This window comes from Gilliamella sp. W8136, assembly GCF_016101285.1.
In the GTDB taxonomy this organism is placed as follows: domain Bacteria; phylum Pseudomonadota; class Gammaproteobacteria; order Enterobacterales; family Orbaceae; genus Gilliamella; species Gilliamella apicola_N.
Window position 1 is genome coordinate 37,479 of sequence record NZ_JACFQU010000019.1, and the last position, 15,465, is coordinate 52,943.

A 15,465-nucleotide genomic window follows, 5' to 3' on the forward strand; every position below is an offset into this window, starting at 1 on the left:
GGTTTATTGATAGATAAATAATGAAACGCCCCAAGCAATTAATACGGTTGGTGCTCCCGTTAAAAAGCGACTAACAAGTACCGAAGGTACGCCAACTCTAACGGTATCTTGCTTAGCTTCTGCCAATGACAAACCAACCGGTATAAAGTCACATGCTGCTTGCGCATTAATGGCAAATAATGCTGGTAAAGCGAGATGAGGTGGAATATTACCCAGCCCTATTTGCACCCCAACTAAGGTTCCAATAACTTGTGCAATAACCGCGCCCGGTCCTAAGAACGGTGAAAGCAAAGGGAAAGAACAGATTAGCGCCAATATAACTAGACCAAGTGGATTATTAGCTAATGGCACAAGACCATGTGCAATAAAGTCGCCTAACCCAGATGCGATGATAATTCCGATTAATGCCGATACAAACGCCATAAAGGGAAGAATGGTTTTAAGTACGGTATCGATAGTGTCACGACCCGCTTGGAAGAAAACGGCAACACCCGATCCCATTCCGATACCGATTTTTGCTAGTAAACCATCACTTTGTTCAGTAATTTTTTTGCTGCTATCATAATCTTTAAATTCAGAAGTGGTTTTGCTCGCTTGCGATGCAGCTTGGTTAACGGCATCCCCCTCTTTTTCAATTAATGTGATATTGTTTGGTTTTACGGCTGAAACATAGATGTCTTCAACAATATATTGAGCAAGAGGCCCGGATTTGCCCGTTGCATGAATATTAATCGTTGGTATACGATTTTTTGGATAAATACCACAACGTAATGTGCCACCGCAATCAATAACCGCCACGCCAATTTCTTCTTTAGGTGGTTCGCCTTCTTTAAAACCATCAATTGCTTGCCAGCCTGTTAATTGAGTGAGTGTGTCAACTATTGCTGGTCGCGTACCGGCTGCAATATAGACGATTTTTTTTCCTGCAATGATAGGAAGTTCTAAAGGTCCGCCCCAACCCGATTCACCTTTTTCTATACGAATAAATTTAGCCATTTTGTGTTCCTTACCATTGTTATAAATGCACTTTTCTATCTAATTTAATGCCCATTTTTTTTTCAAAAATGGCAGTACAAAAATCTGTGATCCAACCTCTAAAGAAGTTGGTGCCTAAACCGACAAGGAAATAGCTAACCGCTAAAGGACCTAACGGTAAATTTAAAGTGGTTAAGCCAGCTGCAACCCCTAAATAAACAAAAAGTTCACCAGGGTTAACATGAGGAAATAAACCATTCATTGAATGGCAGCTATAAGATGAAGCAGCGTAATAACTTGGTTTATAAAACTCTGGCATAAAGCGACCTAAACTTAATGTCATTGGATTACAAAACACAAAAGTACCAATTAACGGTAAAATTAAATAACGAGAAACAGGATTACCAGCACAAGCTTGAGCTAAACGTTCGATACGTTCTTGGCCGATAAATTTAATAAGTGCGTTCATCACAACCAGTAATGAAATTAATAATGGTAAAATCGACGTTACCATCCCCACAAAAACTTTGCCTCCTTCTTGGAATAAACCAATAAACCATTCGGCACCAAATGAAATAGCATCAATCATAATGTCTCCTATTGAGTTAAATTTCGATTAAATACTATCAACTTCAAAAACAAATAACTTTTAACTCGATCACATTTTGAAATATTTTCTTTTATTGTGAAAGAAATTTATTAGAAAATAATTAAAAAAAGGAAACTGTATGAAATGAGTGTTATCCATAGATTGCTAAAATAGCAGTGATAGCCAACAATAGCTCATTTTGATTGGACTTTGATTGCCAGTTAGCGTAATTTGTAAATACACACTTATTTTGTTTTTCAACTTAAGGAGAATATCATGGCTAAAAGTATTACCTCTTCTAAATCTAAAAAAGCAGCTAGCGCAAAGAAACTACAGCAAGCAGCAATTTTGTTCCCTACTGATTTAGGTCAAAAAGCATCAAAAGATATTTCCGGCGCAATGAACTCTGTATTAGCAGATGTATTTGCTTTATATTTAAAAACTAAAAACTTTCATTGGCATGTAAGTGGCCCTCATTTTCGTGATTATCACTTAATGTTAGATGATCATGGTGACGAATTATTCGCAATGACCGATCCAATTGCTGAACGTGTGCGTAAATTAGGTGGCACAACATTGCGCTCTATTGGTCACATTTCAAAATTACAAAGTATTTCTGATAATGATGCGGATTTTGTTGAGCCGTCAGATATGATTGCTGAACTCTGCCAAGATAATATTAAACTTACCACTCGTATGCGGGTTGCACATGATATTTGTGATAAATATAACGATTCGGCAACAGCAAGTTTAATTGAAGAGTGGATAGATCAAACAGAAAAACGTGCTTGGTTTTTGTTTGAAACCAGTCGTAAATTGGATTCTTCAGGTCACTAAAAATTTAGTAATGTTGAATCATTATCCCTAATAAGAGACACATTATTGTGTCTCTTTATCTTTCTGTTAAGGGGAATTACAAATGAGTAAAAAAATAGCTGTACTTGTTGGTAGTTTACGTAAAGATTCTTTCAATTTAAAAGTAGCGAAGGTATTTAAGCAAATTGCACCACAATCACTATCACTCGATATTATCGAGATCGGCGATTTACCTTTTTATAATGAAGATATTGATACAGACACCCCACCCCAATCCTACGTTCGTTTTCGTCAAGAAATTGCCAATTGTAATGGTGTAATTTTTGTTACCCCAGAATATAACCGAGGTTTACCAGCCGTAATTAAAAATGCTTTGGATGTCGGCTCTCGTCCTTATGGTAAAAGTGTTTGGTCCAAAAAACCTGCGGCGGTAATTTCTGTATCACAAGGCGCTATAGGCGGTTTTGGCGCTAATCATCAATTTCGACAATCATTCGTTTTTCTTGATATGCCAACCTTACAGCAACCTGAAGCCTATATAGGAAATATTAATAACGCTTTTGATGAAAATGGGAATATGAACGAGAAAACCAAAGAATTTCTTTCTGCTATTATCAACAGTTATGCACATTGGGTTGAAAAGTTAAGTTAATTATGTTTTATTGAGTACCCACAGTTCTAATTAACTGTGGGTTTATTTTGCAATTGATAAAGTTTTGACATGACAACAATTTATTTTCCAACCAATGAACAACAATTATTAAACCGTGCCCAATTAGTTGCGGGTTATACGTTTGGTGAAATAGCCCATTATCTCAATATGCCGGTACCGAATAATCTTAATAAGCAAAAAGGCTGGGCGGGTAATCTTATTGAGACCTTTTTAGGTGCGAATGCTGGAAGTAAAGCGGAACGCGATTTTGCTAATTTAGGCATTGAACTAAAAACAATTCCAATCAACAAACAAGGTAAACCATTAGAAACGACCTTTGTTAGTGTTACGCCATTAATGGCGAATCATGGTGTGATTTGGGAAACGAGTCATGTCAAATATAAACTCAGTAAAGTACTTTGGATCCCAATTGAAGGAGAAAGAACCATTCCTCTTGCAGATAGAAAAGTGGGGCATCCTATTTTATGGACACCAACGCACGAACAAGAGCAACAGCTTAAGCAAGATTGGCAAGAATTGATGGATATGATAGCACTGGGTCAAGTGGAAAAGATTACCGCTCGCTATGGTACTTATCTACAAATCAGACCTAAAGCAGCAAATGGAAAAGCATTAACTGAAGCGATTGGTGAAAATGGACAAATTATCCTAACACGTCCAAGAGGATTCTATCTTAAAAAATCTTTTACTTTACAGATTCTACAAAACGCAACACCTTCTTTTATTAAAAAATAATCATAATTCAATTTTTCCCCTCAAATTTATAAAGTTTAACCTTACAAATTACTACTTTTTTATATCACCATAAAAGAAATTTCTTTTATTTTGCAAGAAAATCAAATCTAAATCACATTTCTTCACATTTGTGATTTACTTTGATTATTTGTGAATATAAATTCACCTAAACATTTGTGAAGCAACAAGAGAATTTGTGAAAGAGGTGTGATATGAACTTTATATTAGCTGGCCATGGAAACATTGCTATTGAAATGAAAAAGAGTATTGAAATGATAGCTGGAGAATATGCAAACCTACATGCTATTACTTTTCAATTAGGTGAAGGTATTGAGAGTTTAAAAGATAAATACCTAAAAATTATTAGTCAATCAACTGAGCAACCATTCATTATTATTACTGACATCTTTTCCGGTAGCCCCTATAACGCAGCGGCAATGTTGGCAATGCAAAATGGCAATATTGAAGTCATCAGTGGCCTATCCTTACCACTTTGTTTAGCGTTATTACATATTGATTACGCCTCAATCAGCTTAGAAGAAACTTTTGAACAACTTAACGACATGAAAGCAGATTTTATCAAATCTTTCAGTCAATTATCCAAAAACATCGCTAAACATGAGGAATTTTAAATGATTATAAATTTAGTCCGTATTGATGACCGTTTAATACATGGTCAAGTCACGACTGTTTGGACCAAAGAGGCCAAAGCAGAAAGAATAATTGTTGTTAGTGATGAAGTGGCTAATGACGAAATTCGTTCCACTTTAGTTAAACAAGCAGCGCCTCCTGGAATTAAAGTTTCTGTGGTGAGTATTGCTAAAGCGGCGGCTGTTTATAAAAACCCTAAATATGAAAATGATACGGTGTTTTATCTTTTTACCAACCCAACAGATGTCATGCGACTGATTGAAGAAGGTGTACCAATTAAAAGTATCAATATTGGCGGTATGTCTTTCAAAACAGGCAAAAAGCAGATTACTAAAGCTGTTTCACTTGATGAAAACGATGTATCAGCATTTAGAAAAATGCATCAGATGGGGGTTGATCTGTGCTTAAAAGTGGTGATTACCGATCCTACCGTCGATTTTATCAAATTGCTTAACCAAGAATTTCCATATTAACAACCATCATTAGTAATAAATAAGGAGGTAGAAAATGGAAATTTCATTATTTCAAATTGTATTAATTTTTATTTTTTCTTGTATCGCAGGAATGGGAAGTGTACTTGATGAGTTTCAAACCCATCGGCCATTAATTGCTTGTACCGTGATAGGTTTAATCTTAGGCGATATAAAAACAGGTATTATTTTGGGCGGTACGCTTGAATTGATAGCATTAGGTTGGATGAATATAGGTGCCGCTCAGTCACCCGATTCAGCACTCGCTAGTGTTATATCAGCAATTTTAGTTGTCGTTGGTAAACAAGATATTCAAACCGGAATTGCAATCGCCCTACCCGTTGCTGCCGCTGGACAAGTTTTAACGGTATTTGCAAGAACCATCACGGTTGCCTTTCAACATGAAGCGGATAACGCCGCTGAAAAAGTTCAATTCAAAAAAATAGAGCTTTTGCATTTTAGTGCGCTGTTTGTACAAGCATTGCGAGTGGCAATACCTGCAACTTTAGTTGCCATTTATGTTGATGCAAACACTGTCAAGAGCTTATTAAATCTGTTACCAGATATTGTGACTGGAGGCCTTGCTGTTGCCGGTGGTTTTATTGTTGTGGTTGGTTATGCAATGGTCTTGAACATGATGATGGTTAAATATCTGGCCCCTTTCTTCTATTTAGGGTTTGTTCTTGGTGGGTATTTGAATTTTAGTTTACTGTCATTTGGCATTTTAGGCGTCATTTTCGCCATCATTTATGTTCAATTAAATTCTAAATTTAATACGACTAAAAATACTGAAACAAACATTAATGTCGTGACCAATAACCATTCAATCATTGCTGATGATGAATTAGATGATTAATAAGTAAAGGGTTTTATTATGAAAGAAGTATTAAATACTATACAAAAGAAAGATATTGTCAGTACATTTATTCGATCTAATTTTCAACAAGCATCTTTCAATTATGAACGAATTCATGCCTTAGCTTTTTGTGTCGATATGATTCCGACAATTAAACGGGTATACAAAACAAAAGAAGAGCAACGAGAAGCATTAAAAAGACATCTAACCTTTTTCAATACAACACCTGCAATGTGTGGGCCTGTTTTGGGCGTCACCATGGCAATGGAGGAAGCCAGAGCAAATGGCGCGGATATTTCTGATGGCACGATTAACAGTTTGAAAGTTGGTCTTATGGGGCCTTTAGCGGGTGTGGGTGATCCATTAGTTTGGGGCACATTACGTCCAATTACCGCCGCTCTTGGTGCATCATTAGCGCTTACTGGAAATATCGCTGGTCCATTACTGTTTTTTATCCTCTTTAACTTAATTCGAATTGCGATGAAATGGTATGGCTTAACTTATGGGTTATCGAAAGGAATCGGAATCGTTAAAGATCTATCCGGTAATATTCTTCCAAAATTAACTGAAGGTGCGTCTATTTTGGGGTTATTCATAATGGGCGTATTGGTCACCAAATGGACCTCGATTAATGTCCCACTTATTGTGTCACAAACTACGGGCATTAATGGTGAAGAGGTCACTATGACAGTACAAGGCATCCTTAATGATCTGGTGCCAGGATTACTCCCTTTAGCATTAACACTGTTAATGATGAAATTATTAAGAAAAAAAGTTAGTCCAATAACTTTAATCTTTGCATTATTTGCGGTAGGCATTATTGGCTATGGTTTAGGTATTCTTGGTTAAAAGATAGATTCAAAACAAAAACTTCACCGCCCAAAATTAATTAACAGGTTCAAAGTCATTACAAAGTGATCGGATAACACTGATTTTTAACCAGTAATACAGTTACTTTGAACCTTTTTTACTGAGCAAATTTAATCAATTTTAAAAATAAGAGGAATATATGAAAACTCATGCAGTTAGACTATATGGAAAAAATGATTTGCGATTGGAATCATTTGAACTTCCCAAAATTACTGATGATGAAATTCTAGTGACAGTCATTGTTGATAGTATGTGTATGTCTTCATTAAAACTAGTCAATCAAGGTGAAAATCATAAAAAGACACCACCTGATTTAAAAAATAATCCAATCATTATTGGCCATGAATGTTGTGGTGAAATTATACAGGTTGGAAAAAATTGGCAACATAAATTTAAGCCCGGACAAAAATATGTTGTTCAAGCCAATTTGCAACTGACGGATAGTCCATATTGCGTAGGATACTCCTATCCTTATACTGGTGGTTGTGCAACGTACATGATAATCAACCATGATGTATTAAAACAAGACTGTTTGATTCCTTATGATGGACAAACTTATTTCGAAGGTGCATTAATTGAACCTTTATCATGTATTATTGGCGCATTTAATGCTAATTTTCACTTAAAATCCAATAGTTATGAACATATTATGGGTATAAAACCTAATGGTAATTTGATTATTTTAGGTGGTACCGGTCCGATGGGAATGCTGGCAATAGATTATGCATTAGGTGGTCCTATTGCACCTAAAAAGATAGTTGTAACCGGTCGCAGTAAAGAAAAAATAGAACACTTAAAAACCCTTTACCAATCCCGCAATGGTATTGAATTAGAATTTGTGGATATCTCAAAGACCGATGATCAAGTTACCCTATTAAAAAATAAATCAACAACAGGCAGTTTCGATGATGTTTTTGTTTTCTTACCTTCGCAAGAGTTGATTCAACTTGCCTCTCAATTATTGGCAATTGACGGTTGCCTTAACTTTTTTGCCGGTCCACAAGACAAAAACTTTTCTGCTGAAATTAATTTCTACGATGTTCATTATAACTTTACCCATATCGTTGGCACTTCAGGCGGTAATACTAATGACATGCGCGAAGCGGTTAAACTTATTGAATCGGGAGCAGTCGATGTGGCAAAAATCGTATCGCACATTATGGGTATTGATCACGCGAGTAACATCACTCAAATTCAAGACCAGATTAAAGGAGGAAAAAAATTGGTTTATACTCATAAAAAGTTTGATCTTAAAAATTTGGAATCATTAAATGAAGATGCGGATGATATTGCTTTACACAAAATATTGTCTAAAAATCATGGCATTTGGTCAAAAGAGGCCGAAGATTATGTTTTAAACTATTTTCCTGATGTCGATTCTTGATTTTTTGGTATACTCTATTCACTTCAAGTTGTCATACAAAAATGACTTCTTGATGTGAATAAAAACACGGAGTTTTTTAATAACTAAAAATAATAAGATAACGCTACTATGATTAATCAAAATTTTCGCAACGACGAGTTTGAACAACACAAGATGTTAATTAAGATTGCTCAGTTGTATTATGAAGAAAATAAAACACAATCAGAAATAGCAAAAATTGTGAATATACATCGTTCAAGCATTAGTCGCATGTTAAAAACAATACGCGAGCTCGGTATTGTTTCTATTTCGATTAATTATAATTTGTTACCCGATATCGCGTTAGAAGAAAAAATTCGTAAGAAATATCATTTAAAACAAGTTATTGTCGTACCAGTCAATCTTGATATAGACAATGAAAGTAAAAATCAGATTGTTTGTAATGTCGCTTCAAATGTTCTACTCAAAAATATTACCGAGAATGATGTAATTGGTGTGTCTTGGGGTCGATCGATCAATTATATAGTTAATAGCTTAAAAAATGATAATGCTACATTCGAAAACGTTACCATCGTACCAATGATTGGCGGCCCATCTGGCAAGATCGAAACAAAATACCACGTAAATAATATAGCTTATAAACTATCGGATAAACTTAAAAGTAACGCGATATTAATTGATTATCCAGCCATCGTCGATACCGCTAATTTAAAAACTGAAATAGAAAAAACTCAGCATATGAAGGAACTTAATAATTGGTGGAATAAAATTACCGTTGCTTTATTTAGTATAGGCTGTCCTGCAATATCCAAAAACTCCATTTGGTATGGTTTTTATGGTGAACTTTTTCAAAAAATTACTAACAAAAAAATTGTTGGAGATATTTTGTCACGATTTTACGATAAAAACGGTAAGGAATTACAAACCCCTTTTCATGATCAAATCATTGGTGTTACCTTAGAAAATCTCAAAAAAATTCCTTTAAAAATATGTGCGAGTGGTGATGCGGAAAAACTCAATAGTTTGATTGCGGCGTTAAATGCAAATTATATTGATATATTAGTCATTAGTGATGAAATGGCCAATCAATTAGCTAATTAAGCCATTAGATAATCGAATAGATAGTTAACATACATCAAAAAATAAAACTTCATTTCAATTTTTATAAACTATTTTTCTGTTTTGTGATTCTATTAACAGATTCTTTTACAGTTAACCTAGATAATCATTTGTATATTCACTATTTTGTCTTTTTTACTTTTGATTAAGGAAAAATTATGTATCGGTTAACTATAAAAAATGGATTATCTATTGGTCTATTCTCTCTCACGGCTAGCTTTGGTGTTTTTGCATCGCCTTCATTTTCCCCTGTTACTTTAGAAAAATTAAATATTCCTAATAAACAATGTAATGTTAGAGACTATGGTGCTGAAGCAACAGGTATTTGGTATGACACAAAAGCATTTCAAGCGGCTATCGATGATTGTGTTCAAAAAGGCGGGGGTAAAGTTATTGTCCCTGAGGGTTATTACTTATCAGAACCCCTTTTTTTAAAAAGTAACATTGAATTTCATTTAGAAAAAGGTGCTGTTTTACAAGCTTCTGCTGAAGAGAGTGCTTATCATCCCACAGAAAAGCAACAAAAATGGTCAAGCTCGGCTAAATCATTGCCATTGGCTGAACAATGGATTGGCTTTATTAATATTGCAGAAGAAAAGAATATTGCTATCACTGGTGAAGGTATTATTGATGGACAGGGTTCAACGCTTTTAGAAAAATATCGCGCGGAGACTCGTAAGGCAGGAAAAAAAGGACCAACAAATCGTCCACGTTTACTTTTATTTAAAGACGCGAATAATATCTTAATTGAAGGCGTCACTATACAGAATTCACCAAGTTTTCATATCGTTTTTAAAAATGTAGAAGATATTACGATTAACAAAACAACCATATCCGCTCCTGCTTGGTGGCAAAATACTGATGCAATTGATCCAATGAATAGTAGAAGAGTCAGTATTACCAAAAACAATATTAGTGTTGGCGATGATCACGTTGCAATCAAAGCGACCGTAAACAACCTTAGCCATGATTTTTATATTGCTGATAATAACTTTATGCTTGGGCGTGGGTTATCTATTGGCTCAGAAACAAATGGTGGCGTGAGTAATCTGCTTGCTGAAAATAATACTTTCACCGATGCAATGTATGGTATTCGAATAAAATCTCCTCGAGGTAAAGGTGGCGAAGTCAAAGATATTCAATATAACAACAACACAATGATTAATGTAAAAACACCAATTGTACTGTCAGCTTATTATAAAGGAGGACCAACAACTAAAGATGCGAGAATTAAAGCATTGCAAGAAGGCGAATTTGCAGGTGGATTTATGCTAGGCGACCAAATCTATCCTGCTGATAATGAACAACCGAAAGAGTATAAAGAAAACGAAACACCTTACTTTAATAACATAAGCTTTAATAATCTTACAGTTAAAGGTAAAACCAATTATGCAGGTTTTATCATTGGAACCCCTGAAAAACCATTTGATAATATCAAATTTTCTAACATTAATATTGAATCTGAACTTGGTTTTAAAATTCGTAATGCCTCCGTAGAGTTCAGTAAAACGACAATTAAGGTAGAAAAAGGAGCAGATATTATTAAAGAAAAGGGCAGTAAAATAACTAAGTAATAATAATTTAATGTGTTAGTTTAGATTGAACTGGATAAAAAGCTAACAACGGAGGGCGTTACCTGTTTTGATATAAAATATTAAATCGACAATCAAAACAGGTAACGCTCATTTCATATATTCAAAACTTAATAAAACGGTATAGACTCCTGAATTATTTTTACAGATAAACATGAATAAATTCAAGTAAGTGTTATCTAAAAAACAATCAATTGGGATATTTGCTGACAACAATGAAGAATAATGTCACTGCCTAAAATAACTTTGAATTAAAAAGTATAGTGAATCTTTATCAACTTTTTTATCTTATAATCCTTTTCTTATATTCAAAACTTAATGAAACGGTATAGACTCCTGAATTATTTTTACAGATAAACGTTAATAAACTCAAGTAAGAGTTATCTAAAAAAGACAATCAATAAAATAGTTGCTGACAACTGTAGGGATAATGGTCACTGCCAGAAATAACTTTGAATTAAAAAGTATGGTGATAACATCTTTATCAACTTTTTTATCTTATAATCCTTTTCTCATATTCAAAACTTAATGAAATGGTATAGACTCCTGAATTATTTTTACAGATTAACATGAATAAACTCAAGTAAGTGTTATCTAAAAAAGGTCAATTAATCATCCTTAATTAAGATAAATAGTTGCTTATAATTAATTATTTTTTTATTACATTTGCTAATTTGTGATCCAAAACACAAAATGAAATAGCGTTTCACTTATAATGATTTATAATTTTATTATTAGGTTTTGGAGTAGAAACATGGAGCTTTTTCTAAATATATTTGGTCAACCAGCTATCATTATTGCATTAGTAGCTTTTATCGGTCTGGTATTACAGAGAGCAAAAATTTCTAAAATTATTACTGGAACGCTACTTTCATTTATTGGATTTGTGTTAATTAAGACTGGCGGAAAAATTTTGGGTGGTGTGTTAATTATGTTTAGTAACATGTTTACTCACGCATTTGGAATGCATGGCGTAGTACCAAGTAATGAAGCCATTACCGCATTGACAATGGAATCACTTGGCACAAGCGCTGCTTTTATCCTCTTTTTTGCGATGATCATTAATCTGCTATTAGCAAGATTTACTCGCTTTAAATCGATTTATTTATCATTGCATTTAGTGCTATTTATGGCATTTTCGTTCACTGCCGTATTACAGGGTATGGGCTATAATGGCTATATAATTGTTGCTACTGGCGCAATTATTATTGGGCTTTATATGGCGATATTTCCAACTTTACTCTCTAAATTCAGCCGTAAAATAATAGGTAATAATGATTATTGTATTGCTCATGCAGGGACTATCTCATATTTGATAGGTTCTTATTTAGGTTCATTGTTAGGAAATAAAAAAAATGATATTGAAAATATCAAAATAAACGATCGTTTTAGCTTTTTAAGACAGTCTGATGTGGCGACTTTTATTACCATGTTTGTCTTACTATGTTTATCTGGCGCGTTTTCTTCTGCTGATTATTTAAAAGATATTCTTAAAAATAACACGTTCATTATTTTTGCACTGGAACAATCAGCTATTTTTGCAGGCGGTTTATATATTGCTAAAAAAGGGGTAGCCATTTTTACTGAAGAAATTATTCCTGCTTTTAAAGGATTTGCTCAAGTTGTCGCACCCGGTTGTGTACCCGCTGTCGACCCTATGGTGTTATTTGATAAAGCACCCAATTGTGTATTGGTCGGTTTTATTGTGAGTTTCTTCACGGAAATAGCCTGTGTTGTTGTTTTTCCTTTTGTTGGCTTACCCATTATTATTCCAGGAATTATGGCAAGCTTTATTACAGGTGGAACCGCGGCTATTTTTGGTAATTCAACTGGCGGAGCACGAGGTGCAATAATTGCTGCTTTTATCAATGGGCTATTGTTATGTATATTACCTGCCCTAGCGTTACCTCTTTTTGCATTTCTTGGTGTAGAAGGCGTTACATTTGCCGATCCTGACTTTACCAGTTTGTCATTGATTACCGAATTTGTAGTGAAATTGTTTAACTAGCACTAAAAGCGTTTTCGCTTTTATTAAGTTAAATATTCATGATTGGTTAAAAGTCTGCCGAATAAGCAGACTTTTTAATGATTATGTCATTCAATATTAAACATTAATATTTTTGAATTTCTTTGATAATTATAGAGTTGTTTCTTTTTAATTGGTAAATCATCCACTTCTGCTGGATTAAAACCCTTTTCTCTAAACCAGTGAATACTACGGGTAGTTAATACAAATATTTTTTTTAACCCTAAGTTATTTGCACTTTCCATGATCTTTTCAATCAATAAATCACCACGAGATGAATTACGATAATCAGGATGGATTACGACACAAGCCATTTCACCCATTTTTTCTTCTAGATAAGGGTAAAGAGCAGCACAACCAATCGTCATATTATCACGTTCAATAATGGTAAATTTATCAATTTCCATCTCTAATTGTTCACGTGAACGCTTAACTAATACACCTTGTTCTTCTAATGGTCGGATGAGTTCTAATATGCCACCAATATCATTAATGGTTGCAGAGCGAATCTGTTCTGAATGTTCCATCGAAACTTGTGTTCCAATACCATCACGGGAAAAGAGTTCTTGTAAAATAGAGCCATCAACTAAATAACTAACTAAATGGCTTCGTCTAACTCCACAACGGCATGCTTTAGAGGCTGCCCGTAAAAAACGTGCTTCACTTGATAAATGTTTACCTTGTTGCTCTTTATTATTTACATAATTATCCGCATCTATAGGATAAAGATCGGTAATAACTCGACCATTTTCATCGAGAACACCTTGTTCTGCGCAAAAACTAATTAGTTTATCGGCCTTTAAGCGAATAGCGACTTCAGCAGCGACATCTTCAGATGCTAAATTAAAACTTTCGCCTGTTACCGAAACGCCTACAGGACCAAGTAATACAATGGAGCCACGCTCTAATTGTTCTTCGATGGCTTCGTTATTTATGCGACGAATTTTACCTGTATGACAATAATCAACTCCGTCATCAACCCCCAATGGTTGAGCAATGACAAAGTTACCGCTAACGACACTAATATGAGCGCCTTGTAATGGTGTATTATTTAAACTCATTGATAAACTTGCGGTAATGTTGAGCTGCAATAGGCCTGTAACTTGCTTGATGACATCCAATGTCGCGGCATCAGTGATACGGGTATTTTTATGATATTTAGGCGTAATGTTATGATTTTTTAACGACGCATCAATTTGATTACGTGCACCATTAACAATAACGAGTTTAATTCCTAGACTATAAAGCAAACCAATATCACTGATGATACTTGAATAATTATCACTTTTTAGAACCGCTCCAGTAAGTAAAATCACAAATGTTTTACCATGATGGGCATTTATATAAGGCACTGAATGTCTTAAACCTTCAACTAACTCTGTTGTACGCTCTTTCATCTTCACAACCTTTCATCATTGAATATTTATTCATTATTTATGTAATTTTATGTGTTTTTATTTTGATCGCAAGCAGTTTTTAAAAAATAATTCAGAAAGGGATTTTTACTAATATAAAAATAAAAAACTTAAATTATCAATTTGAAATAATTAATTTTTCAAATGTGGTTTATTTAGTAAATATAAAAAAAAGAGCATACCAATAACGGCATGCTCTTAATATCAGAGTATTTTGTTAAATGAATAATTATCTTTATCTGCTCTTTTAGGAATATTAAATATTTTTCGGTAACGGATTAATACAACTACCGCTAATAATGTCCCTAAACCAGCAATAATTGCATCGCTAAGCATAACATGATACAAACCTAAATTTGTTGATATCCAACCAATGAAAAATGGTATCACGGCTGTTGCAACACTCAATGATGTAAAGAAAATCCCCAATACTTTTCCTTTACCCGATGGGAAAAATTCGGCCATTGTGGTTAATGCTAACTGCAATACACCACCTGCTGCAGTGAAACCAAGCACGAAACCAGCGATAATACACATCATTGGTGTTGGTAGCTATATAGAATAATTAACATTAAGGTTGAAAGTAATGGGTATAGGACAACAATATAAACAGGTCTTACCAGACTTTTTACTAAAATTGAGGTTAAAAATACACTGCTAATGTACCAATGCCGTATGATGAAAATGCCTGAACCGCCCCAGATTAATCCATACCAGCAACCGTTTGTGAAAAATCTTTTAAACAAGATGAGACTAAATAAAATGTTGCTGTCGATGTAAAACCAATAACAATAAAGCATAAACCTTCAATATAAAAATTAGCTTTTTGTTTTAATATCGGCGTTTGGTTTTCAAGCGTTTGTAGGTCTTTCTCTTTTTCCTCTGGAGTAATTTTATAATTTGGAAATAGCATTTTTAATACAATTAATGCATTCAATCCTAAAATAATACAACACAGTATAAATGATCAACCATAATAACCTTAGTTAGCTATGATAATGTCCATAATAATTGGTAGTACAGATTGACGACCTGAGGCAATGGCTGCTTTAATTAAAATTGACGCCGAACCCGGTGATTTTGCAAATGCTTCCATCAAAGCAGGATAAGTACCCAAATCTCATGTTGAGTTGGCTATGCCACCTAAAATTGCAAACATAAAAGCAATTTGTACATTTGGACTAACTAAAATACCAAGTAAGAATCCTATATAAAATAGACCACCTAAAACGATAAATGGTTTACGTCCAAATTTACCTGAGAGAGTCCCCATGATAAATAATACTAATAATCGGCCAACACCTAGCCCCATCAT

The 15,465-nt window shown here is 34.2% G+C and carries 17 protein-coding genes; 11 read left to right on the top strand and 6 right to left on the bottom strand.

The window, feature by feature from the left end; genetic code table 11:
* Window positions 1–3 precede the first annotated feature (3 nt).
* Together H3T96_RS12770 and srlA are read right to left on the bottom strand one after the other, a co-directional pair.
* Complete coding sequence (locus H3T96_RS12770) at window positions 4–996, bottom strand: PTS glucitol/sorbitol transporter subunit IIB (RefSeq protein ID WP_086327296.1); 993 nt, start codon at window positions 994–996, stop codon at window positions 4–6.
* Between the two features lie 19 nt (window positions 997–1,015).
* Window positions 1,016–1,564, bottom strand: a complete 549-nt coding sequence (gene srlA, locus H3T96_RS12775; protein ID WP_065738381.1) for a glucitol/sorbitol-specific PTS transporter subunit IIC — start codon at window positions 1,562–1,564, stop codon at window positions 1,016–1,018.
* A gap of 276 nt (window positions 1,565–1,840) precedes the next feature.
* Between srlA and H3T96_RS12780 the strand changes: the two genes are divergently transcribed.
* The 11 genes from H3T96_RS12780 to H3T96_RS12830 all read left to right on the top strand — a co-directional run bounded on the left by H3T96_RS12780 (window position 1,841) and on the right by H3T96_RS12830 (window position 12,717).
* The gene (locus H3T96_RS12780; protein WP_025314541.1) at window positions 1,841–2,401 is read left to right on the top strand and encodes a Dps family protein; all 561 of its coding nucleotides are present in this window, start codon (window positions 1,841–1,843) and stop codon (window positions 2,399–2,401) included.
* An 82-nt stretch (window positions 2,402–2,483) separates the two neighbouring features.
* The gene (locus H3T96_RS12785; protein ID WP_144093238.1) at window positions 2,484–3,032 is read left to right on the top strand and encodes an NADPH-dependent FMN reductase; all 549 of its coding nucleotides are present in this window, start codon (window positions 2,484–2,486) and stop codon (window positions 3,030–3,032) included.
* A gap of 69 nt (window positions 3,033–3,101) precedes the next feature.
* On the top strand, window positions 3,102–3,788 hold the full coding sequence (mutH, locus tag H3T96_RS12790) for a DNA mismatch repair endonuclease MutH (RefSeq protein WP_144093236.1): 687 nt from the start codon (window positions 3,102–3,104) through the stop codon (window positions 3,786–3,788).
* A 212-nt stretch (window positions 3,789–4,000) separates the two neighbouring features.
* Window positions 4,001–4,420 carry a PTS sugar transporter subunit IIA gene (locus H3T96_RS12795; protein ID WP_039129369.1) on the top strand — a complete coding sequence of 140 codons (420 nt, stop codon included), beginning with the start codon at window positions 4,001–4,003 and terminating at the stop codon, window positions 4,418–4,420.
* A complete protein-coding gene (locus H3T96_RS12800) occupies window positions 4,421–4,912 on the top strand; it encodes a mannose/fructose/sorbose PTS transporter subunit IIB (RefSeq protein ID WP_039129366.1) in 492 nt (163 codons plus the stop codon).
* Window positions 4,913–4,946: 34 nt separating this feature from the next.
* Complete coding sequence (locus H3T96_RS12805) at window positions 4,947–5,765, top strand: PTS mannose/fructose/sorbose transporter subunit IIC (RefSeq protein ID WP_144093234.1); 819 nt, start codon at window positions 4,947–4,949, stop codon at window positions 5,763–5,765.
* Between the two features lie 18 nt (window positions 5,766–5,783).
* The gene (locus tag H3T96_RS12810) at window positions 5,784–6,614 is read left to right on the top strand and encodes a mannose/fructose/sorbose PTS transporter subunit IID (protein ID WP_065738375.1); all 831 of its coding nucleotides are present in this window, start codon (window positions 5,784–5,786) and stop codon (window positions 6,612–6,614) included.
* A gap of 160 nt (window positions 6,615–6,774) precedes the next feature.
* Window positions 6,775–8,019 carry a zinc-binding dehydrogenase gene (locus H3T96_RS12815; protein ID WP_144093232.1) on the top strand — a complete coding sequence of 415 codons (1,245 nt, stop codon included), beginning with the start codon at window positions 6,775–6,777 and terminating at the stop codon, window positions 8,017–8,019.
* A 108-nt stretch (window positions 8,020–8,127) separates the two neighbouring features.
* Window positions 8,128–9,099, top strand: a complete 972-nt coding sequence (locus tag H3T96_RS12820) for a sugar-binding transcriptional regulator (RefSeq protein WP_065738373.1) — start codon at window positions 8,128–8,130, stop codon at window positions 9,097–9,099.
* A gap of 176 nt (window positions 9,100–9,275) precedes the next feature.
* The gene (locus H3T96_RS12825) at window positions 9,276–10,691 is read left to right on the top strand and encodes a glycoside hydrolase family 28 protein (RefSeq protein WP_144093230.1); all 1,416 of its coding nucleotides are present in this window, start codon (window positions 9,276–9,278) and stop codon (window positions 10,689–10,691) included.
* Between the two features lie 772 nt (window positions 10,692–11,463).
* The gene (locus H3T96_RS12830; RefSeq protein WP_086308705.1) at window positions 11,464–12,717 is read left to right on the top strand and encodes a PTS ascorbate transporter subunit IIC; all 1,254 of its coding nucleotides are present in this window, start codon (window positions 11,464–11,466) and stop codon (window positions 12,715–12,717) included.
* An 86-nt stretch (window positions 12,718–12,803) separates the two neighbouring features.
* Here H3T96_RS12830 and argA read toward each other — a convergent pair whose 3' ends face one another.
* The 4 genes from argA to H3T96_RS12850 form a co-directional block, all read right to left on the bottom strand.
* Window positions 12,804–14,132 carry an amino-acid N-acetyltransferase gene (gene argA / locus H3T96_RS12835; RefSeq protein WP_039129191.1) on the bottom strand — a complete coding sequence of 443 codons (1,329 nt, stop codon included), beginning with the start codon at window positions 14,130–14,132 and terminating at the stop codon, window positions 12,804–12,806.
* A gap of 222 nt (window positions 14,133–14,354) precedes the next feature.
* Complete coding sequence (locus H3T96_RS12840) at window positions 14,355–14,690, bottom strand: MFS transporter (protein WP_144093228.1); 336 nt, start codon at window positions 14,688–14,690, stop codon at window positions 14,355–14,357.
* Window positions 14,691–14,853: 163 nt separating this feature from the next.
* A complete protein-coding gene (locus H3T96_RS12845; RefSeq protein WP_144093226.1) occupies window positions 14,854–15,063 on the bottom strand; it encodes an MFS transporter in 210 nt (69 codons plus the stop codon).
* A gap of 207 nt (window positions 15,064–15,270) precedes the next feature.
* Window positions 15,271–15,465: an MFS transporter gene (locus tag H3T96_RS12850; RefSeq protein WP_144093223.1), complete on the bottom strand. Its 195-nt coding sequence runs from the start codon at window positions 15,463–15,465 to the stop codon at window positions 15,271–15,273.